General features: G+C 71.4%; 18 protein-coding genes and 1 tRNA gene. 8 read left to right on the forward strand and 11 right to left on the reverse strand.

Going from position 1 to position 19,693, the window contains the following annotated elements; translation table 11 throughout:
* Window position 1 precedes the first annotated feature (1 nt).
* The 6 genes from ABKA19_RS06495 to ABKA19_RS06520 all read left to right on the forward strand — a co-directional run bounded on the left by ABKA19_RS06495 (window position 2) and on the right by ABKA19_RS06520 (window position 4,045).
* A complete protein-coding gene (locus tag ABKA19_RS06495; protein WP_353688599.1) occupies window positions 2-427 on the forward strand; it encodes a cytochrome c-type biogenesis protein in 426 nt (141 codons plus the stop codon).
* Window positions 421-1,488, forward strand: coding sequence for a tetratricopeptide repeat protein (locus ABKA19_RS06500; protein ID WP_353688221.1), 1,068 nt, complete (start codon window positions 421-423; stop codon window positions 1,486-1,488). Before ABKA19_RS06495 ends, ABKA19_RS06500 begins: the two co-directional genes overlap by 7 nt.
* Window positions 1,489-1,700: 212 nt before the next feature.
* Window positions 1,701-2,840 (forward strand): homoserine O-acetyltransferase MetX, encoded by a 1,140-nt coding sequence (gene metX / locus ABKA19_RS06505; protein ID WP_353688222.1) that lies wholly within the window; start codon window positions 1,701-1,703, stop codon window positions 2,838-2,840.
* Window positions 2,841-2,915: 75 nt separating this feature from the next.
* Window positions 2,916-3,509 carry a cysteine dioxygenase family protein gene (locus ABKA19_RS06510; protein WP_353688223.1) on the forward strand — a complete coding sequence of 198 codons (594 nt, stop codon included), beginning with the start codon at window positions 2,916-2,918 and terminating at the stop codon, window positions 3,507-3,509.
* Window positions 3,510-3,546: 37 nt separating this feature from the next.
* Window positions 3,547-3,632 (forward strand) — tRNA-Leu (locus ABKA19_RS06515).
* Window positions 3,633-3,757: 125 nt separating this feature from the next.
* Complete coding sequence (locus ABKA19_RS06520) at window positions 3,758-4,045, forward strand: DUF3247 family protein (RefSeq protein WP_353688224.1); 288 nt, start codon at window positions 3,758-3,760, stop codon at window positions 4,043-4,045.
* A gap of 66 nt (window positions 4,046-4,111) precedes the next feature.
* Here the strand turns inward: ABKA19_RS06520 and ABKA19_RS06525 are convergent, their stop codons facing one another.
* The 8 genes from ABKA19_RS06525 to ABKA19_RS06560 form a co-directional block, all read right to left on the reverse strand.
* Window positions 4,112-4,345, reverse strand: a complete 234-nt coding sequence (locus ABKA19_RS06525) for a hypothetical protein (protein WP_353688225.1) — start codon at window positions 4,343-4,345, stop codon at window positions 4,112-4,114.
* 151 nt (window positions 4,346-4,496) lie between these two features.
* The gene (locus tag ABKA19_RS06530; RefSeq protein ID WP_353688600.1) at window positions 4,497-4,859 is read right to left on the reverse strand and encodes a hypothetical protein; all 363 of its coding nucleotides are present in this window, start codon (window positions 4,857-4,859) and stop codon (window positions 4,497-4,499) included.
* A gap of 119 nt (window positions 4,860-4,978) precedes the next feature.
* Window positions 4,979-5,188: a PspC domain-containing protein gene (locus tag ABKA19_RS06535; protein ID WP_162375746.1), complete on the reverse strand. Its 210-nt coding sequence runs from the start codon at window positions 5,186-5,188 to the stop codon at window positions 4,979-4,981.
* A gap of 31 nt (window positions 5,189-5,219) precedes the next feature.
* Entirely contained in the window at window positions 5,220-5,645 is a 426-nt protein-coding gene (locus tag ABKA19_RS06540; RefSeq protein WP_353688226.1) for a YfeK family protein, read from the reverse strand.
* Window positions 5,645-6,730, reverse strand: coding sequence for a class III poly(R)-hydroxyalkanoic acid synthase subunit PhaC (locus ABKA19_RS06545; RefSeq protein WP_162375748.1), 1,086 nt, complete (start codon window positions 6,728-6,730; stop codon window positions 5,645-5,647). The genes ABKA19_RS06540 and ABKA19_RS06545 overlap by 1 nt, the downstream gene beginning before the upstream one ends.
* Window positions 6,727-8,373: a poly(R)-hydroxyalkanoic acid synthase subunit PhaE gene (locus ABKA19_RS06550; protein ID WP_353688227.1), complete on the reverse strand. Its 1,647-nt coding sequence runs from the start codon at window positions 8,371-8,373 to the stop codon at window positions 6,727-6,729. Before ABKA19_RS06550 ends, ABKA19_RS06545 begins: the two co-directional genes overlap by 4 nt.
* Window positions 8,374-8,433: 60 nt before the next feature.
* The gene (locus ABKA19_RS06555; RefSeq protein ID WP_353688601.1) at window positions 8,434-9,048 is read right to left on the reverse strand and encodes a CDP-alcohol phosphatidyltransferase family protein; all 615 of its coding nucleotides are present in this window, start codon (window positions 9,046-9,048) and stop codon (window positions 8,434-8,436) included.
* 609 nt (window positions 9,049-9,657) lie between these two features.
* Entirely contained in the window at window positions 9,658-11,520 is a 1,863-nt protein-coding gene (locus tag ABKA19_RS06560; RefSeq protein WP_353688228.1) for a 3-hydroxybutyrate oligomer hydrolase family protein, read from the reverse strand.
* A 134-nt stretch (window positions 11,521-11,654) separates the two neighbouring features.
* On the opposite strand from ABKA19_RS06560, the gene ABKA19_RS06565 reads away from it, so the two are divergent.
* Both ABKA19_RS06565 and ABKA19_RS06570 read left to right on the forward strand, forming a co-directional pair.
* Window positions 11,655-12,413 carry a 3-hydroxybutyrate dehydrogenase gene (locus ABKA19_RS06565; protein ID WP_353688229.1) on the forward strand — a complete coding sequence of 253 codons (759 nt, stop codon included), beginning with the start codon at window positions 11,655-11,657 and terminating at the stop codon, window positions 12,411-12,413.
* Between the two features lie 12 nt (window positions 12,414-12,425).
* A complete protein-coding gene (locus ABKA19_RS06570; protein WP_162375752.1) occupies window positions 12,426-13,091 on the forward strand; it encodes a response regulator transcription factor in 666 nt (221 codons plus the stop codon).
* A gap of 302 nt (window positions 13,092-13,393) precedes the next feature.
* Here ABKA19_RS06570 and ABKA19_RS06575 read toward each other — a convergent pair whose 3' ends face one another.
* The 3 genes from ABKA19_RS06575 to ABKA19_RS06585 form a co-directional block, all read right to left on the reverse strand.
* Window positions 13,394-13,882 carry an NUDIX hydrolase gene (locus ABKA19_RS06575; RefSeq protein WP_162375753.1) on the reverse strand — a complete coding sequence of 163 codons (489 nt, stop codon included), beginning with the start codon at window positions 13,880-13,882 and terminating at the stop codon, window positions 13,394-13,396.
* A gap of 147 nt (window positions 13,883-14,029) precedes the next feature.
* Window positions 14,030-17,392, reverse strand: coding sequence for a hybrid sensor histidine kinase/response regulator (locus ABKA19_RS06580; RefSeq protein ID WP_353688230.1), 3,363 nt, complete (start codon window positions 17,390-17,392; stop codon window positions 14,030-14,032).
* A gap of 119 nt (window positions 17,393-17,511) precedes the next feature.
* On the reverse strand, window positions 17,512-19,668 hold the full coding sequence (locus ABKA19_RS06585) for a TonB-dependent receptor (protein ID WP_502945749.1): 2,157 nt from the start codon (window positions 19,666-19,668) through the stop codon (window positions 17,512-17,514).
* Window positions 19,669-19,693 lie beyond the last annotated feature (25 nt).

The following is a 19,693-nucleotide window of genomic DNA, read 5'->3' on the forward strand; positions in this document are numbered from 1 at the left end:
CATGGACGGCGCGCGGGCGCAGCCGGCAGGCGACACCGCGCCACTGGTGTTCGACAGCACCGCCGAGGAAGCCCGCTTCCACGCACTGACCGCCGAGCTGCGCTGCGTGATGTGCCAGAACCAGTCGCTGGCCGATTCCAACGCGCAGATCGCCCAGGACATGCGCCGCGAGGTGCTGGCGCTGATGCGCCAGGGCAAGTCCGACGCGGAAGTGAAGGCATTCCTGGTCGAGCGCTACGGCCAGTTCGTGCTGTACCGGCCCCAGGTCGCCGCCAGCACCTGGCTGCTGTGGTTCGGTCCGGGCCTGGTGCTGCTCGGCGGCACGGCAATGGTGTGGTGGATCGTTCGCCGGCGCTCGGCCGCCCCCCCCGCGCAGGCGCGCGACGCGCACGGTCCGCAGCAGGGCGACGGAGACCAGGAATGGTGATTCCCACGACCGCGGTATTGGCCGCGCTGGCCACCGCCGTCACCCTGGGCGTGCTGGCCTGGGTGCTGTGGCCGCTGCGGCGCCAGCGCGCGCTGGCCTGGGCGGCGATCGTGCTCGTGCTGGGCGTGGGCGTGCTGGCCCTCTACCGGCTGGTCGGTACGCCGGCGGCGCTGCAGCAGTCCGCGGCCACCGCGCCCTCGCAGAGCCTGGAAGACGCCGTGCTGGAGTTGCAGGCCGAACTGGAGCGCAACCCGAACCAGCCGGAGGGCTGGGCGCTGCTGGCCCGCTCGCAGGCCGCGCTGGGCAACCCGATCGCCGCGCGCGACGCGTATGCGCGTGCCGTGCAGCTGGCGCCGGACGAGCCCGCGCTGCTGGTCGACGCGGCCGAATCGCGCGCCCTGGCCGATCCGCAGCGCCGCTTCGACGAGCAGGCCGTGGCCTGGCTGCGCCACGCGCTGGAGCGCGACCCGAGCACCTCGCGCGCGACCTGGTTCCTGGGCGTCTCGCAGCGCCAGTCCGGCCAGAACGCGGAAGCGGCCCGGACCTGGGAGTCCCTGCTCGGTTCGGTCGACGCGGCCACCGCCGCCAGCCTGCGCGTGCAGATCGACCAGGCCCGCGCCGAAGCCGGGCTGCCGCCCTTGCCTGCCCCCGGCGACGCCGGCATCGCTGCCGCTGCCGCCGATACCGGCGGGGCCGCGGCCCCGCCGCCGCACGCGCTGGCGGTGAAGGTCTCGCTGGACCCGGCGTTCGCCGAACGCGTGCGACTGCGCGGCGACGCCACCGTGTTCGTGATCGCGCGCGTGCCCGGCGGCCCGCCGATGCCGGTGGCGGTGGAACGCCACGCGTTGCAGGACCTGCCGCTGCAAGTGCTGCTGGACGATGCCGACAGCCCGATGCCGACCCAGAAGCTGTCGTCGCTGCAGGAAGTGGAGGTGCTGGCCCGGGTGTCGGCCAGCGGCAGCGCCAACCGCGGCGAAGGCGACCTGGAATCCGCACCGGTGCGGGTGACCCTGCCCGCCGCACAGCCGGTGGACCTGGTGATCGGCACCGCCCGCCCGTAGAGCGGGGCTTGCCCCGCTGCTTCGCCACACCCTCGTAGAGCGGGGCTTGCCCCGCTGCTTCGCCATCCCGGCTTCGTCGCCTCCGAAGCGGGGCAAGCCCCGCTCTACGAGAGCCGAGCCCCGCTCCGCATCCGCCGGCCACCGCTTGCGGGACTCACCTTCCCGCCGCTCCGCTGCGACAAGCGCGCCGATGCCGGTACACTCCGGCCCCTATGTCTCCCGCCCATCCGCACGAGTTCATTCCGCCCGGCACCCGCTTCCACGCGCTGGCTTCGCCGTTCCCGATGAAGCGAGGCGGCGTGCTGCATGGCGCTCGGATCGCCTACGAAACCTGGGGCACGCTGTCGCCGGCGCGCGACAATGCGGTGCTCATACTGACCGGCCTGTCGCCCGACGCGCACGCGGCGTCGAGCGCCGCCGATCCGGCCCCCGGCTGGTGGGAGGCGATGCTCGGACCGGGCAAGGCGATCGACAGCGACCGCTGGTTCGTGGTCTGCGTCAACTCGCTGGGCAGCTGCAAGGGTTCCACCGGCCCGGCCTCGATCGACCCGGTCAGCGGCCAGCCGTACCTGCTTTCGTTCCCCGAGCTGTCGATCGAGGACATCGCCGACGCGGCCGCCGAAGTGGTGCGCGGGCTGGGCATCGAGCGGCTGGCCTGCGTGATCGGCAATTCGATGGGCGGGATGACCGCGCTGTCGCTGCTGGCGCGCCACCGGCGCATCGCGCGCGCGCACATCAACATCTCCGGCAGCGCGCGTGCGCTGCCGTTCTCCATCGCCGTGCGCTCGCTGCAGCGCGAGGCCATCCGCCTGGATCCGAACTGGAACGGCGGCGAGTACGACGACGCCACCTACCCCGAATCGGGCATGCGCATCGCGCGCAAACTGGGCGTTATCACCTACCGCTCGGCGCTGGAGTGGGACGGCCGCTTCGGCCGCGTGCGCCTGGACGAATCCGCCAGCGCCGAGGACGATCCGTTCGGCCTGGAATTCCAGGTGGAGAGCTACCTGGAAGGCCACGCGCGCCGGTTCGTCCGGCGGTACGACCCCAACTGCTACCTCTACCTGAGCCGCTCGATGGACTGGTTCGACCTGGCCGACCAGGCCGGGGGCGACACCTTGGCCGCGCTGGCCGCGCTGGCCGGCAACGGCGTCGAACAGGCGCTGGCGATCGGCGCCAACACCGACATCCTGTTCCCGGTGCAGCAGCAGCAGGAAGTGGCCGATGGCCTGGCCCGCGGTGGCGCGAAGGCGGAGTTCATCGGCATGGATTCGCCGCAGGGGCACGATGCGTTCCTGGTGGACTTCGAACGTTTCGGCCCGGCCGTGCGCGACTTCTTCGATCGTCTCTGAGTAAGGTTGCACGGGAAACATTTCGCTAACGGGCCCGCCGCTACCCTGCCCGCCTGTCCCGACAAGACCCGTCCCGTGCATTTCACCGGCAAGGAAAAACTGGTCGCGGCGCTCGATGCGGCGGTGCGGCTGGACGAGGAGCACGCCGTCACCACCGCCCTGCGGCAGGCCCTGGTCGCCCTGTTCGCCGACCGCGAAGTCGGCCTGCCGCGCAGCGTGCTCGAACCCATCGCCGACCACTATGCGCGCCGCGAACTGCACGTCAGCCCGGAGCTGGGCTACAGCGTGGTCGCCATGACCTGGGGGCCGGGCCAGGGCACGCGCATCCACGACCACGATGGCGCCTGGTGCGTGGAAGGCGTCTGGCATGGCCGGCTGGCGATCACCCAGTACGAACCGCGCGAGCGCCGGGACGGACGCTGGCGCTTCATCCGCATGGGCGACATCGAGGCCGGGCCCGGCAGTGCCGGCAGCCTGATCCCGCCGCACGAGTACCACGCGATCCGCAACCCCAGCGACGCCGGCATCGCCGTCTCCCTGCACGTCTACCAGCGCCCGCTGCTGCGCTGCCACGTGTTCGTGCCGGAGGACGCGGACGCTCCCTGCGCGGGCGATGGCGGCTGGATGCGCCGGGAAGAGCGCCTGCTGCGCACCGACGCGGGCCGATAGCCGCCTCCCCGCCCCGGCCGCTATACTGCCGGCCCGCGCCGAAGTGGCGGAATGGTAGACGCAGCGGACTCAAAATCCGCCGGCCTTAAAACCGTGTGGGTTCGAGTCCCACCTTCGGCACCATGCAAGGACAAAGGGCCAAGCTTCGCAGCCTGGCCCTTTGTCCTTCGTGGCCGATCACCACCCTCACGCAGCCCTTGCGTCCACGGGTGCATCGTTTCCGCATCCCCGCACGAAAGGATGTGCCCGTGAACGAGCACCCCGAACGCCTGCTCGCCGGCGACGAGGCGGTGGCCCGTCTCAACGCGCTGATCGTGGCGCTGGACGACGAGGAGCAGGTCCGGCTGACGCTGGACGATGGCCAGCTCGTCGAGGGCGTGGTCGCGGCGCGCCCGTCGTTGCAGGTGTTCCGCGAAGGCGACGGCAACCAGGGCTGCAACGCCCTGCTGCGGCTGGAGCCGCTCACCGGCGATGCGCCACCGCACTACCTGTGGCTGGACCGCATCCGCGAGGTATTCAGGCTGGGCAGTGCATGACCGTCGCTGCGCCTGTCGACGGTGAGCGAAAGCCGGCACGCGGGCCCGCATTCGGGCCCGCGCTCGTCAGGCGGCCGCCGCCGCGTCGTAGTGGCGCGAAACCAGGCCGGCGATCAGGTCTTCGCACAGGGTTTCCAGCGCCATGATCCGCACCGTGCCGTAGCGGGCCAGGCGCACGATGCGTTCGACGTAGATCTCGCGTCCGTACTCGACGGTTTCCAGCATCGACTTGGTGAAGCCATGCGGCATGAAGCCACGGGTGCCATCCTTGCTGCCACCCACGTAAAGGACGATGCTCATTCGGCCGTTCCTCTTCTTCTTGTTAGTTGCTGTCGGTCGATGCGCGGCAGTGTGCCGGATGCGCCGTTAGCACCATGTGCAACACAGGATAGGAACGGCATGTTTCGCCGCGCTGACGCGCAGGTTTCGGTTGTCCGCGATCAGGCGCGATTCAGCCCTGTGAGCGCGGCGTCCATGGCCACCAGCCGCGACCGTGGATCGCGTAGTGGTCGGCCGCGCGTTCGAATGGATTGCGCACCGAAATCCCGCCGCACAGGAAGTACACCGGCACGAACAGCGGGCCCAGCAGCATGTACTGGTAGACATGCGCGCGCTCGTGGTCGCCCAGCCGTACCTGCGGATGCGAGCAGCGGCCGGCGCGATGCTCGTAGGTCAGGCAGGTGGCTTCGAGGTCATGGCCGGTGGCCAGCACCACGTTGCCCAGCGTCATCGCCCCGCCGGGACCCCAGGGCCAGCGTGAGAACACCAGCGCGCGATCGCGGGCGCTGAAGCGCAGGGTGGCGCCACGCGGCATGCCGGCCAGGCCCGCCAGCAGCCCGACCAGTGACCACGGCGACGCCCACGCGATGCCGACGGCGATGCCCGGCCAGAACAGCCAGCGCCTGCGCCGCCCCGCGCCGGCCTCGGCGCGGCTCAGTCCGCTTCGTTGGGGATCAGCAACCACAGCACGAGGTAGACCAGGATGCCCGGGAAGGCGGCCGACAGCAGCGATCCGATCACGTATAGGATCCGCAGCCAGGTCGAGCTCCAGCCGTAGCGGTGGGCGATGCCGCCCATCACCCCGGCGATCATGCGGTCGTTGAGCGAGCGGGACAGTCCGGGACTGGCGTTGCTTGCGTTCATGCGCGGTCTCCGTCGGGCTGGCATGGCCAGTCTAGCGCGGCGCTGGCCGGCCACGCAGTGAAGCCAGGCGCGCGCGGAACCAGTCGCCGGCATCGACCTCCGGCTGGCCCGGGCAGGCCACCCGGTAGGGCCGTCCGCTGAAGCTGCTGCGGGTGGCGGCCTGGTCGATGAACGTTTCCGCGTCGCCGGCCAGCTGCCTGCGTCGGGCGTAGTCGTATTTGCGCTGCAGGTGCGCTTGGGCGCGTGCGGCATCATGCCAGTGGCCATTGCGCTGGAAGCGGCAGCCGGACTGGCCGATCGCGGCGATCAGTGCGCGGACCTCGCTGTCGGCAACCGCGGCGGGAGTCGGCACCGCTGGCTGCGCATGCACCATTGCCGGCAGGCAGGCGACGAGCAGCCACGGCAGCGCCGCGAGCGCGCGGGCGCCGCGAGGGCGCGGCGCCGGGCGCGAGCGCATCAGGTGCCGCCGCGGGTGGACAGCCAGCGATGGATCGCCGCCGGCACCTCGCGCTGGGCGCGGCTGGAGACGTAGATGCCGATATGCCCGCCCTTGAAGCCGAGCTCGGTGTAATCCTCGCTGCCCACCAGGCCGGCCAGCGCGCGCGAGGCGTCCGGTGGCACCAGGTGGTCCTGCTCGGCGTAGATGTTCAGCACCGGCATGCCGACGAAGCCCAGGTCCACCTTCTGCCCGCCGACCTGGGCGGTGCCGTTGACGAAGGCGTTGCCCTGGTAGAACTGCTTGATGAAGTCGCGGAAGGCTTCGCCGGCCTGGTCGGGCGAATCGAAGATCCACTTCTCCATGCGCAGGAAGTCCTCGACCGCCTTCGGGTTGTCCAGCGTGTCGACCAGGCCTACGTACTTCTGCAGGTTCAGCCGGAACGGCTTGAGCATGAGGTAGCTGGCGTTCATCAGGTCGGCCGGGACATTGCCCAGCGCGTCGACGAACAGGTCCACGTCCAGTTCGCGCACCCAGCTGGAAAGCATGTTGTCGGGGGTCTGGAAATCGACCGGGGTGACCATGGTCACCAGGTTGCGCACCTTCTCCGGGTGCAGCGCGGCGTAGCAGAGCGAGAACGCCCCGCCCTGGCACACGCCCAGCAGGTTGACCGGGCCGCCGCGCGTGGCGGCCAGGTGGTCGACCGCGCCGTCGATGTAGCGGTTGATGTAGTCGTCCAGGGTCAGGTAGCGGTCCGAGCGGTCCGGATAGCCCCAGTCGATCACGTACACGTCCAGGCCCAGCGCCAGCAGGCCCTTAACCAGCGAGCGGTCGGCCTGCAGGTCGACCATGTACGGCCGGTTGACCAGCGCGTAGACGATCAGCAGCGGCGGGCCCTTCGCCTTCGCCGGCGCGTCGCCGACGAAGCGGTACAGCACGGTCTTGCCGTCGCGCCACACTTCCTCGCGGGCGGTGGCGCCGTACTCCACGTCCTCGACCTGTCCCAGCACCCGCGTGCCTTCGGCCAGGTGCTTCTGGAACTCCCAGGCTTCAGTGGCCAGGTCCAGCGGATTGAACTGCAACGGTCCGAACGATCCGGCGCTCATCGGCTACGTCCCTTGCGCTTGCCGCCGCCCGCGTCGCTGCCGGCAGGCGTGGCGGCCAGGTTGCGGCTGACCCAGTCCTTCATCGACACGACCTTGCCGGCCGCAGCCGGCACCGTCGCCGGCTGGGCCTTGCGGACGCTGCCGCGCTTGGCTGTCCCGGCGGTCGCACTACCCCCACGCGCGCTTCCGGCCTTGGCCACGCGTGCCTTGCGCGCGGTGGAGGTCGATGCCTGCGGCACCCGCTTGGCGGCCGCCTTGGCCGGCGCGCGGCGCGACGCCGTGCCCGCCGGCTTGCGTGCCGCAGCGGCGACCGCGGGCGTCGCTTCGTTCGTGCGCGGCATGTCGGCAGGCGTCGCGGGAAGTGCCTTCCCCTTGGCCGCCGATGTCGGCTTGCGCGCGGCGGCTGCCGGCTTGCGCCGGGACGTCGCGGCTGGCTTGGCCGTAACGGATGTGCGTGTGGCCGTGGCCTTGCCCGGCTTCTTCGCAGCCGGATTCGCCTTCGCCGTCGGCGTCGCCTTCCTTGCTGACCTGATCGGCTTTGTCGCCGTCTTGGCCGGCGCTGCGGCCTTGGCGGCCTTGGCCTCCTGCGCCTTCACGGGCGCAACGACGCCGGTTCCGACTCGAGCCGCTTCCGCGCGCGTGGGCGGGCGCCGCGCCGGCGTTTTCTTCCCCGGCGCAGCCGCCTTCGCCACCGGCTTGGCGGCGCGCCGTGGAGCAGGCTTCGCCGTGCGTGCCGGCGCCGCCTGCGCGGCGGCCTCGGCGGGCGCACGGCCTGCCGGTGCCTGCGCCGCGCGTGGCGCCGCATTGGCCCGGCGCGCGGCATGCAGCGCGCGATCCAGCTCGGCGACCTTGCGGTGCAGCGCATCGAGCTCGCTGCGGCCGGGCAGCCCCAGCAGCGTGCCGAACTGTTCGACTTCCTGCTGCAGCTTCAGGCGCAGCCGCATCAGCGTGTTGGTCATTTCCGCGTACGCGTGCCGGTACTCGGCCGACAGCGCGACCTCGGCCCAGGCATCCTCGGCGGCGTCGATCCACAGGTCGAACAGCGCGCGCGCCGACTCCAGCCGCTTGCCGGGGGCGTCGTGCTGTTCGAGCAGCTGCTCGAAACGCGCGAACGCCGCCTGCCCGGCCTGCGCCAGCTGCGCGTTGAAGGCCTCGTTGCTCTGCTCCCATTGCTGCCAGGCCAGGGCCAGCGCCTGCAAGCGTTCCTGGTGCTCGCGCGCCGGGCCGAAGGCCGGCCGCTGCAGCCACTCCGCGCCCTGCTGGCGCAGCGGCTTGAGCAGCATGTCCAGCAGCGGGCGCATCTGCTCCAGCCAGTCGCCACCGGCGAGCCCGCCATGCATCGAGCGCAGCATGCCGGCGAACGGATCGGCGGCCTGGCCGCCCATCATCTCGCGCCAGGCGCCGGCCACGTCCGCAGCGCTGCCGCCGCCGCTGAAGTCGGCCGCCAGCCGCTGCATGCGCTGGTACCAGTCATAGGTCCCGGTGCCCATGCCCATGGCGCCCAGGCCCGGCGGCATGGCCCCGGCCAGGCCCCAGGCATCGGGCATCCCGCCCCGGCCGAGCAGCTCATTCCAGGTGTTCCAGTACTGCCGGGCCAGCGACTCGAAGTCGCCGGGAAACTGCCCGAGGGGTGCGTTGGCCATGAATCCTCCCGTACGCGGAGGATTCTAGCGCCCCGCGCCGTCGCAGGGCGCGGTCCCGGCTCAGGGCTTGGGAATGCGCAGGGTCTTGCTGATCATCAGCGAGCCGGACAGCGCGAACAGCAGCACCAGCGGGTGCAGCCGCCACGGACCCAGCTGCCAGTAGCCCCACCACAGGTCCTCGCCGATCCGGCCCAGCGCGGCGGCCACGGCCAGCACCACCACCAGCGCCAGACTGGTCGGGATCGGGGTTCCCTCAAAGTACCGCACCTTGTCCTCGCCGGCGGACAGCTGCTCGGCGGTGACGTTGTACCGCGCCAGCCGGCTGACCCCGCAGCCGACGAAGTACGACAGCACCAGCCAGTCCCAACCGCCCTGCATCCCGCAGGCGTAGGCCAGCGCCGCCGGGGCCACGCCGAAGGAGATCACGTCGGCCAGGGAATCCAGCTCCCGGCCCAGGGTCGAGGACGACTTGCGCCAGCGCGCGATGCGCCCGTCCAGCGCGTCGAAGATGAAGGCCAGCGGGATCAGTGCCATGCCCAGCAGCAGGTCGCGGGGCTGGCCCTCGTGCAGGAAGCGCATCGCCGCGAAGATCGCGCCGGTGCCGCAGAAGGCATTGGCCAGGGTGAACCAGTCGGCCAGCTGGAAGTCGCGCAGCATCGAGAAGTGGCGGTTCATGCGGTCGGCCAGGTCGGGGGTCGGGGACAGGATACCCAGCGGCGGGGTGGAGGCGGCGTTTGCCCAGGGGGCCAACCCGTCGGCTTCGGATGGGGCGGGATGCAAAATCGTCGGCCTCGGACGGGGCCGCCGTGCCCGGGGGGATGGCGCATCCCTCGGGACGGCATCCTGCCTTCACTCAGGACCGTGGCACATCCATGTGCCCACTTGCGCCATCCCCCCGGGGCACGACGCCCTCGGGCGGCATCCGGGTCGCTGCTCCGCTCAACGCCGCGGCAACTCATCGCGACCGGATCGGTCCCGATGCCACTGGTAGGAGCACAGCTTGCTGGCGACGCGGGCGTTGGAAACATGATGGAGTCGCCTGTGCCGACGGTGTCGGCGTCGCCAGCAAGCTGTGCCCCTACAACGGCCATGAACGGAGCCACAGCCTTGAAGCGCTACGAAGACGTGGCAGTGCGGGGGTGTCGCGGGAGCGGCCATGGATGGCCGCGGCGGCGAGTGCGCACAGGGATGTGCGCCCGAGCCGACCGCGACACCCCCACACTGCCGCGGCTCCCACCGGAGCCGGCCACGTCCGGCGCCTTTGACGTTGCGGCTGCCGTTGCCTCAACGCGGCAACGGCAGCTGCGCAGCCTCCACCGCGCCGGCACCGCGGCCGCGCGCCTCGATCACCGCATCGGCAGGCAAGCCGCCCTCCCCGTCCAGGTGCGCCGAAACCCGGTCCAGCGCCGCGTATACGTACGGGAGCATCGGCGCGTAGCGCGCACCGTAGGCCGGCAGTCCCAGGAACGCATCGAAGTGCTCGCCGTTGCGCACCTGCCAGTAACGCACCTGCATGCGGCCCGCTTCGCGCGCGGCGGCCACGTAGGGCGCGCTGGTGAACGCCGGCGGCACCAGCCCGTCGTCGGTGCCATGCACCACCAGCACCGGTAGTCCGCTGCGCGGCATCGACGCACGCGTGGCGGCGATGCCCGCGCGCACGCCGTCGGCGGCCTGGCCCTTGCCGTCGTACAGGTCGCGCAGGCACTGCAGCCCGGCGCGGGTGAAGTCCGGCGGCGCCAGCTTCGCATCGACGATGCCCACGCCATTGCCCGGCGGGATGCCCGCCGCATCGGACCACCACACGCCGCGCTCGGCCGCCGTGGCCGCGCGCGGACTGAAGTCCGGGTTCTGCGCCGAGAACGCGAAGCCGCACGGATGCGCAGCCAGGCCATGGCGACCGTAGGCCGAGGCATAGGTCACCGCCACCGAGCGCCACAGGTCGAAGCCCACGCTCAGCGCGCCGGCCTTCAAGGCCTCGTCCGTCCAGCCGGTGGCCCGCATCCGCTCGTAGGCCGAGCGCGCCTGGGCGGCGGCGTCGGCGCCGTGCACCAGCCCGCTGGCCTGCAGCGTGGCGCAACGCAACGCCCAAAGCGGCTCGATCTGGGTCCGCAGCGGCGGCTGCGGCAGGCTGTCGGCCGGCAGGTGCAGCAGCGCGCACGGCATCAGCAGCGCGGCCTCGGTGGCGAAGTCGTACAGCGGACGGCCGCCCTGGGCGTCGACGAATACGTTCGGCTCGCCCGCCACCACCGCGTCGAGCCAGTCGCCATCCAGTTCGGCCGCCCGCAGCACCGCTCCGCCGCCGTTGGAGATGCCGACTGCGATGATGCGGGTGTTGTCGAAGGTGAACGGCGCCGCTTGCGGAAAGGCCCGGTCCAGCGACGACAGCGCGAACTGCGCCGCCTGCTGCACGTGCCGGCCCCAGTCGGCTTCCGGGTTGTCCTGCGAATGGGCGTGCTTGAACGCCACGCCCGTGGCGCCAGCGGGAACCTGCGGCACGAAGGCCAGGTCGGTGGCCTCGCCGATCCGACCCGGCGTGCCGTCCAGGCGCACGCCGATGCCCGCGTCCAGGTCGACATAGTCGGTGCCGGCCCCCTTGTCGGTGTAGGCCACCGCGCAGCCCCTCGGCAGCGCCCACGGACCGGCCACGGCGATGGCGCCATACACGCCGCGCGAACCGGAGGCCGGTGCCACCACCACGCAGCGCCTCTGCGGGTCGAACGCGTCGGGCACCTGCACCAGCACCCGGTGCGGCTGGGTCGCGCCGGGCAATGTCGCCAGCGCCGAATACTCCCGCCCCGGCACCGGAGCGACGCTGCCGTACACCGTGCCGTAGCCGCCCGACGGCGACAGGTCGGCGATGCCGCGCCAGTTGGCCCAGATCGCGCGCCGGCGCAGCTCGGCCGCGGTCGGATTGGCCGCGTCGGCAAACGCCGGCGGCGCCATCGCGCGCAGGCCGTCCAGCCCCAGGCCGGCGGTGAGCAGATCGTCGCTGCCGCGATGTTCAGTGACGCGTTGCGGTTCGATCATGGGGAAGGCCGACCCGGCGGCGCTGTGGCGGGGGGAAGCGCTGCTGCAGGCGGCCAGCACGCTGGCACCGAGCAGGCCGGTGAACATGGTCAGGAACGGTAGGCGCGGCAGGCGTGTCATCGCAGGACCCGGCATGAGGGATGCTGGCACGCTACCGGCCGCGCCGGCCGGCCGTCATCGTACTTTGGTACCAAGCCCGGTTGGGCATGGCTTGCTAAGCTGGCCATCGCAGATCGACACGGCCCGGACTCCCCATGCGCAGCATCCTCATCACCGGCGCGGCCAGCGGTATTGGCTCTGGCATCGCCCACGAACTGGCCGCCGCCGGCCACCACGTCATCGTCAGCGACCTGGCCCTGGACGCGGCCGAGGCGACCGCCGCCGACATCCGCGCCAAGGGCGGTTCGGCCGAAGCGGTGGCGCTGGACGTGACCTCCGACCAGAGCGTGGCCGCGGCGCTGGCGGCGATCTCGCGTCCGGTGGACGTGCTGGTCAACAACGCCGGCCTGCAGCACGTCTCGCCGCTGGAGGAGTTCCCGCTGGCCAAGTGGGACTTCCTGGTCCAGGTGATGCTGGTCGGCGTGGCCCGCCTCACCCGCGCGGTGCTGCCGGGCATGCGCGAGCGCGGCTTCGGTCGGATCGTCAACATCGGCAGCATCCATGCGCTGGTCGCCAGCCCGTACAAGAGCGCCTACGTGGCCGCCAAGCACGGCCTGGTCGGCTTCTCCAAGGTGGTCGCGCTGGAGACCGCCGACACCGACATCACCATCAACACCATCTGCCCCAGCTACGTGAAGACTCCGCTGGTGGACCGGCAGATCGCCGACCAGGCCCGCACCCGCGGCATCTCCGAGGCCGACGTGGTCAGCCAGGTGATGCTCAAGCCGATGCCCAAGGGCGTGTTCATCGAAATGGACGAGCTGGCCGGAACCACCGCATTCCTCATCTCGCCGGCCGCGCGCAACATGACCGGGCAGACGCTGGTGCTGGATGGCGGCTGGACGGTGCAGTAACCGCGCCGCCCGATGCCGACCCTGCTGATCGCCGACGACCACCCGCTGTTCCGCGCCGCCCTGCGCGGTGCCGCGGCCGACGCCGTGGCCCAGCTGCAGGTACTGGAGGCCGAATCGCTCGACGGCGTGCTGGCCGCGCTGGAGTCGCGCGGCGACGTGGACCTGGTCCTGCTGGACCTGCACATGCCCGGCAACCATGGCCTGGCCGGGCTGGCGGCGATCCGCGCGCAGTTTCCCGAGGTGGCGGTGGTCGTGGTATCGGCCAACGACGATCCGCGCGTGGTTCGGCGCGCGCTCGACCACGGCGCGGCCGGCTACCTGCCCAAGAGCTCGGGACTGGACGAGCTGCGCGATGCGATCCGCAGCGTGCTGGCCTGCGAACAGTGGCTGCCGGCATCGCTGCGCGCGGCGGTGGCGCGCGCGCAGTCCTCGGACCAGGACACCGAACTGGCCGCGCGCCTGGCCAGCCTGTCGCCGCAGCAGTTCCGCGTGCTCACCCTGGTCGCGCAGGGCCTGCTCAACAAGCAGATCGCCGACCGCCTCGAGGTGCAGGAGCGCACGGTCAAGGCGCACCTGTCGGCGATCTTCGAGCGGTTGGGCGTGCGCAACCGCACGCAGGCCGGCGTGGTCCTGCGCGAACTGGAACTGAGCGACCCGAGCCGGCAACTCGAGGCCTGAACTTCCGGCGCGTGGAACCTCCGCCGGCATGCAGGGCTGCCGTCATGCGCTGGTCATTTTTCCGCCAACCTACTTGACGCGCCCGCCAGGCAAGGCGCTCCGGCGGTTATCCACACGCTTCTCCCGCCGCCATCCACACCCGGTGTGGAGAACCCGGACACCTGCCCGCCATGGCCTGGTCAAATTTTCGCCATGCATCTTGACAGCGTTGCCACGCAAGGCGCCGCGGCGGTTATCCACACCGTTTTCCAGATTTCATCCACACCCGGTGTGGACAAGCGCGCGGGTCGTGGAACATCCACTCACAGGCGCGACCAGTGCCACGACTGCATCCTGCCGTCGCGGTACGGCATCACCCCGTGGAATGCACGCGGATCGGCGTCGAACACCAGCGGCAGGAACTGGCGGTCGCCGTCCCACAGCGGCAGCTCCAGGATCCGCTCCACCTCGACCCACTCCAGCGTGCCCTCCGGGTTGCGCTCCAGCGGCGTGCCGCTGAAGGCATCGATGACGAAGACGAACCCGAGCCAGTCCTCGCCGTTCCTGCCGAAGCCCGGCCAGCTGATCGTTCCGCGCAACTGCATCGACTCGCACTCGATCCCGGCCTCCTCGCGGATCTCGCGGCGCATGCAGGCGACCACGTCCTCGTCGCGCTCGATCTTGCCGCCCAGTCCGTTGTACTTGCCCAGCTGGTGGTCGTCCGGCCGCGCGTTGCGGTGGACCATCAGCACCCGCTTGCGATCGGGCGAGAGCACGTAGCCGAGGGTGGCGACAATGGGGGTGTAGGGCATGGGATGGCCTGCAGCGAAAGACCGCGATTCTACCGGGCCCACGGCGCCCCGCCTTTTTGCAGGAGCCGATTCATCGGCGACCCGAGGCGTCCGGGATGTCGACCCCATCGCACGGCCAGCGACGAAGGGTCGCCGATGAATCGGCTCCTACAGGCGGGTGGCGGCGAGCATCCGGTCCAGCACCGACTTGAGCGCCAGCGGACGCACCGGCTTGGGCAGCAGGGACAGCTCGGCCTCGTGCACGGCGCTGCGGGTCGCCTCGCCCGCATCGGCCGAGAGGATCAGGCAGGGCGCCGGGCCGTAGCGGCCGCGCAGGCGCATGGCCAGGTCCACGCCGGTGTCGCCGCGGTCGAGGTGGTAGTCGAACAGCCACAGGTCGGCCGGCTGCCGGGCCAGGGCCGCGGCCGCGCCCTCGCCCTCGGCGGCGGTGGCGACCTCGCAGCCCCAGCCGGCCAGCAGCTGGGCCAGCGCCGCCAGTGCGTCGGCGTCGTTGTCGACCAGCAGGATGCGTCGACCGGCAAGTCCGCGCGCACCACCCGCCTTCACCGGAGTGGACGCGGCCGGCGGCTGCGCGCGCGCCACGTCCACCGCGAACACCGAACCGCGGCCCTCGCCACTGCGCAGCGTCAACGGCGCCTGCAGCAGCCGGGCGATGCGGTCGGCGATGGAGAGCCCCAGGCCCAGACCCTGCCCGCCCGCGTCCTCGCCGCGGCGGAATTCCTCGAAGATCGCCTCGCGCGCCGCTTCCGGCACGCCCGGCCCGGTGTCGTGCACCTCGATGCGTATCCGCCCGCCGCTGCGACGCACGCCGAGCACGACCCGGCCGCGCGCGGTGTAGCGCACCGCGTTGGCGAGGAAGTTCTGCAGCACGCGCCGCAGCAGCTGCGGATCGCTGTGCACCCAGGCGGTGGTCGGCCGGTAGGCGAAGCGCAGCCCGCGCTCGCCGGCCAGCGCGCGGAACTGCTCGGCCAGCGGCGCGAGCACCTCGTCGAGCGGGAACGCGCGCGGCGCCGGCACCAGCCCGCCGGCTTCCAGCCGCGACATGTCGAGCAGGCCGGTCAGCAGGTCGGTGGTCGAATCCAGGGCGCCGCCGAGCTGGCGCAGGGTTTCCCGCGGCGGCGCGACGGGCGCCCGCGGGTCCGGCGCGGTGGACAGCTGCTGCGATAGCGAATCGACGAACAGCTGCGCCGCATGCAGCGGCTGCAGCAGGTCGTGGCCGATCGCGGCCAGGAAGCGGCTCTTGGCGTCGTTGGCGTGCTCGGCTTCCTGCTTGGCCGACTCCAGCAGCGCGGTGCGCTCGGCCACGCGCTGCTCCAGGGTCTCGTTGGCGCGCAGCAGTCCCTGCTCGGCGCGGCGGAACGCGGTGACGTCGGTGAAGGTGGCGACGAAGCCGCCGCCGGGCATCGGGTTGCCGCGGATCTCGACGATCCCGCCATCCGGGAACACACGCTCGGTCAGGTGCGGATGGCCGCTGCGCATGAATGCCAGGCGCCGCTCGACCGCGCGCGCCAGCTGCCGCTCGTCGCCACCGGGCGCGGCCATGCGCTGCAGCGACCAGCGGGTCAGGTCGGCGATCGGCCGCCCCACCTGCAGCAGTTCGTCGGGGAACCCGAACAGTTCGGCGTAGCGCCGGTTCCAGGCCACCAGCCGCTGCTCGCGGTCGATCACGCTGATGCCCTGGCTCATGTTCTGCAGCGCCGCCTGCAGCACCTGCTGGTTGAAGCGCAGGTCCTGCGAGGCCTCGCCGACGATCGCCGCCACCGTTTCCAGATCGCCGCTCTCGCGCCGCGCCGCGTCCAGCAGCAGGCGCGCCGAGGCGGCGCCGAGCACCGCCGACAGCTCGCGCTCCACCCGCGCCTCGACCAGCGCCGGCACCGGGCCGCTGCGCGGCGCCTGGGCCAGCAGTTCGGCGACCTTCTCGCCGGACAGGAAGCGGCGGCCGGCGTCGCGCAGCGCATCGGCGTCGAGGTTGCGGCTGGCCCGGTGCGGCGTCTCGCGCCGCCAGGCCATCGCCAGCACCGTGGCCAGGGTGCCGACGAACAGGCTCGCGCCGACCGCGCGTCCCAGCGGGCTCCACCCGGTCAACCCGAACAGCCCGTTCGGCGCCAGCCAGCGCTGGCCGAACGGACCATCGTCGAGCCAGTGCGCGTCGAGCCCGGCGGCGGCGGCCAGGGTCGGCGCCAGCAGCACCCAGGCCCAGGTGAGGAAGGCGCCGACCACGCCCAGGATCGCCGCGCGCGGCGAGGTCTGTGGCCGCCACACCGCGAACGCCAGCACCGGCGCCAGCGTGGCCAGCGCCGAGAACGACAGCGCGCCGACATCGGCCAGCGCCTCGCTGCCGGCCACCAGCCGGCTGTAGGCCCAGGCCAGCAGCATGATCGCGGCGATGCCGGCGCGGCGCAGCAGCAGCAGGTCGCCGCGCCGGTCGCCGCCTTCGCCGCGCGCCCACGCGCCGCGCAGCAGGCCCGGCGCGAACCAGTGGTTGCCGATCATCAGGCTCAGGGTGAGCGTGCTGACCACGACCATGCCGGTGGCTGCGCTGAGCCCGCCGAGGAAGGCGAACAGGGCCACGCCTTCGTGACCCTGCGAGAACGGCAGCGCCAGCGCGTACATGTCCGAGGGGACCGCGTCGCCCAGCACCGCGCGGCCGGCATGGGCCAGCGGCAGGGTCGGCGCGGCGATCAGCAGCAGGTACAGCGGGAACAGCCAGCGCGCGGTGCGCACGTCGCGCTCGTCGCGGCACTCGACCACGCCGACATGGAACTGGTGCGGCAGGATGAACATCGCCAGCGCACCGAGCAGCACCAGCGGCAGGAAGCCCCCGGCCGGCGAGGCCGGCGGCGGCGGCACGTTCGCGGCCGGCAGGGCGTCGAGGCCGAACCAGACGAACGCGCCCAGCGCCAGCATCGCCGCCAGCTTGAACAGCGACTCGAACGCCATCGCCAGCACCAGGCCGCGGTTGTGCTCGGCCGCGCTGGCGCGGCGGGTGCCGAACAGCATCGCGAATAGGGCCATGGCCAAGGCCACGTACAGCGCGCCGTCGCGCCAGAAAGGACCACCCTCGGCCGCGCTGCGGGTCAGGGTGGCAAAGCTCATCGTCACCGCCTTCAGCTGCAGGGCGATGTACGGAATGAGCCCCAGCGCGGCCACCGCGGTGACCGTGGCCGCCAGCCACGCGTCCTTGCCCAGCCGGGTGGCGATCAGGTCGGCCAGCGAGGTCGCGTTGGTCTCGCGCGCCAGCCGCACCAGCCGGACCATGAAGGCCATCGCCAGCGCATAGAACAGGATCGCGCCGACGAAGGTGGGCGGCAGCGGCCAGCCGTAGCGCGCGGCCTGGGTGACGGTGCCGTAGAAGGTCCAACTGGTGCAGTGCACCGCCAGCGACAGCGCGTAGACATGGCGCCAGCGGCGCGCGAACAGCGTCGGATGCCGCTCCCCGTAGAGTGCGGTGCCGAACATCAGCGCCAGCCACAGCAGGCCGGCCAGAGCCACCAGCCACAGGCTCAGCATGGCGCCTCAGCGTCGCGGTGCACTCGGATCCCCGTCGAAAACCCCGGTCCCCAGCATAACGCGACGGCGGCGGGCCGAAACCCGCCGCCGTGCCTTCCCGCGGAGAGGGGACGCCGCGGTCAGAAGTCGTAGCGCGCCATCAGGCTGTACTGGCGCGGCGGCCCGTAGAAGCCGGTCAGCACGCCATAGGCGGCGATGTTGTAGCCGGTGGTCCGGTACTCCTCGTCGGCCAGGTTGGTGCCCTGCAGCGACAGCGTCCAGGCGTCGTTGACGTTCCAGATCACGCCCGCGTTGACCAGGCCGTGGCCGTCCTGCCTGATCGCCGGGCTCAGGTCGGTGGTCGGCCAGACCTCGCTCTGGTAGGCGTAGGTCACCCGCGCCGAGAGGTTGCCGCCATTGTCCAGCGCGGTCCGCCATTCGGCGTTGAGCGCGCCGGAGAACTCCGGGGCGTTGGTGAAGTACTGCGAGTCGGCGATGTTGACGCCGCCGCTGATGAACTCGTCGTACTCGGCATCCAGCCAGGCCAGGTTGCCGCTGATCAGCCAGTGCTCGGTCGGCAGGAACTGGTATTCCACCTCCACGCCCTGGACCGTGCCCTTGCCGGCGTTGGTGAAGTCGCCGAAGAAGCTCTGGCTGCCGTCGGGCAGCGTGTACGACGTGAACACCGACAGCTGGATGTCCTCGTACTGGTTGTAGAAGTACGCCAGGTTGAGGAACATCCGCTGGTCGAGGAACGACATCTTGCTGCCGATCTCGTAGCTGTCGACCTGCTCGTCCTGGAACGGCTCGCCCGAACGCGGCACCGCGGTGGTGTTGGCGCGGATGTTGTAGCCGCCGGACTTGAAGCCGCGGCTGAAGGACAGGTAGCCCATGATGTCCGGAGTGAACTGGTAGTCCAGCGAGGCCTTGGGCGAGAAGTTCTTGAAGTTGACGGTCTTGTCGAAGTTGGCGGCCGTTCCCCAGGCGGTGGTGTACTCCGGGGTGGTGTAGAACCGGTTCAGCGCGACGGCGTGCTTGTCCTCGTCGGTGTAGCGCGCGCCGACGTCGAGCTTCAGCTGGTCGGTCAGGTCGAAGGTCCAGTCGGCGTACGCGGCAATGCTGCTGGTATTGACGTAGCCCTGGGTGTCGCCGAACAGCGGGTTGGTCAGCGCCGGCGGCGCCAGCGGGTTCGAGAAATAGTTCAGCACCTGGCCACCGGCGTCGCCGTTGAACCAGTACAGGCCCATCACGCCGCGGGCGCGGCCGCCGGCGTCGAAGTTGGCCTGCAGCTCGTTGCTGACCTGCTCGTCGTAGTAGAACGCCTCCACGTCGACCAGCTTGAGCGGCGTGGTGTCGAAGTCGATCATCGTGTGGGTGTCGGACTCGCGCTTGGCGATCACGTACTTCAGCGCCCAGTCCTCGTCCAGGTGCCAGTTCACCGTCATCGACGCCCCCTTCATGGTGGTGTCGTTGACGTTGCCCATGCCGCTGCGGATGTCGTAGCGGTCGTCCAGCGGCGGGTACGCCGGTGCCAGCGGGTTGGGCGCCAGCATCTTGGCACCGCGCACCCCGGACTGGTCGTCCATCCAGTCCAGCGAGAACTGCACGTCGAAGTCCTCGCTGGCGAAGGCGCCGAACTGGGCGCGCACCGCGTTGATCTCCTTGTCGCTGACCGGCTGGTCGTTGGCCAGGTTCTCGCCGAAGCCGTCGCGGGTCATGCTCGCCACGGCGATCCGGCCGCGCAGCACGCCGTCGCCGATCGAGCCGCCGATGCCCGCCTTCGCGTCCAGCTGGTTGTAGTTGCCCACGGTGAGCGAGGCGAAGCCCGCGGTCTCCTCGCGCAGGCCGCGCGAGATGTACTTGATCGCGCCGCCGATGGTGTTCTTGCCGTACAGCGTGCCCTGCGGGCCGCGCAGCACCTCGATCCGCTCCACGTCGAACACGTCCAGCAGGGCGCCCTGCGGGCGGGCGATGTAGACGTCGTCCAGGTAGATGCCCACGCCCGGGTCCACGCCCCACAGCGGATCGGCCTGGCCGATGCCGCGGATGTAGGCGGTGACCGTGCTGGTGGAACCGCGGGCGGCGTAGATGGTCAGGTTCGGCACCTGGCTGTCCAGGTCGCCCAGGTCCTTGATGTTGAGGGTGTCCAGCGCCTCGGGCGTGAACGCGGTCACCGCCACCGGCACGTCCTGCAGGGTCTCCTCGCGCTTGCGCGCGGTCACCGTGACCGTGTCCAGCTGGGTGGCCTTGACTTCGGCCGGGCTCCCGCCCGTTTCCTCCTGCGACCAGGCCGGCATGGCCGGGGCCACCAGCACGACACCG

It is taken from the genome of Pseudoxanthomonas sp. Soil82, from assembly GCF_040446535.1.
Lineage (GTDB): Bacteria > Pseudomonadota > Gammaproteobacteria > Xanthomonadales > Xanthomonadaceae > Pseudoxanthomonas > Pseudoxanthomonas kaohsiungensis.

Bases quoted from the DNA above. Each gene is read 5' to 3' on its own strand.
- metX (WP_353688222.1), top strand. From the start codon at position 1,701: ATGTCTCCCGCCCATCCGCACGAGTTCATTCCGCCCGGCACCCGCTTC.
- ABKA19_RS06560 (WP_353688228.1), bottom strand. From the start codon at position 11,520: ATGACACGCCTGCCGCGCCTACCGTTCCTGACCATGTTCACCGGCCTG.
- ABKA19_RS06540 (WP_353688226.1), bottom strand. From the start codon at position 5,645: ATGCGCTCGCGCCCGGCGCCGCGCCCTCGCGGCGCCCGCGCGCTCGCG.
- ABKA19_RS06545 (WP_162375748.1), bottom strand. From the start codon at position 6,730: ATGAGCGCCGGATCGTTCGGACCGTTGCAGTTCAATCCGCTGGACCTG.
- ABKA19_RS06575 (WP_162375753.1), bottom strand. From the start codon at position 13,882: ATGCCCTACACCCCCATTGTCGCCACCCTCGGCTACGTGCTCTCGCCC.
- ABKA19_RS06565 (WP_353688229.1), top strand. From the start codon at position 11,655: ATGCGCAGCATCCTCATCACCGGCGCGGCCAGCGGTATTGGCTCTGGC.
- ABKA19_RS06555 (WP_353688601.1), bottom strand. From the start codon at position 9,048: ATGAACCGCCACTTCTCGATGCTGCGCGACTTCCAGCTGGCCGACTGG.
- ABKA19_RS06495 (WP_353688599.1), top strand. From the start codon at position 2: ATGGACGGCGCGCGGGCGCAGCCGGCAGGCGACACCGCGCCACTGGTG.
- ABKA19_RS06530 (WP_353688600.1), bottom strand. From the start codon at position 4,859: ATGCCGCGTGGCGCCACCCTGCGCTTCAGCGCCCGCGATCGCGCGCTG.
- ABKA19_RS06500 (WP_353688221.1), top strand. From the start codon at position 421: ATGGTGATTCCCACGACCGCGGTATTGGCCGCGCTGGCCACCGCCGTC.
- ABKA19_RS06550 (WP_353688227.1), bottom strand. From the start codon at position 8,373: ATGGCCAACGCACCCCTCGGGCAGTTTCCCGGCGACTTCGAGTCGCTG.
- ABKA19_RS06580 (WP_353688230.1), bottom strand. From the start codon at position 17,392: ATGCTGAGCCTGTGGCTGGTGGCTCTGGCCGGCCTGCTGTGGCTGGCG.
- ABKA19_RS06525 (WP_353688225.1), bottom strand. From the start codon at position 4,345: ATGAGCATCGTCCTTTACGTGGGTGGCAGCAAGGATGGCACCCGTGGC.
- ABKA19_RS06535 (WP_162375746.1), bottom strand. From the start codon at position 5,188: ATGAACGCAAGCAACGCCAGTCCCGGACTGTCCCGCTCGCTCAACGAC.
- ABKA19_RS06585 (WP_502945749.1), bottom strand. From the start codon at position 19,668: ATGCCGGCCTGGTCGCAGGAGGAAACGGGCGGGAGCCCGGCCGAAGTC.
- ABKA19_RS06570 (WP_162375752.1), top strand. From the start codon at position 12,426: ATGCCGACCCTGCTGATCGCCGACGACCACCCGCTGTTCCGCGCCGCC.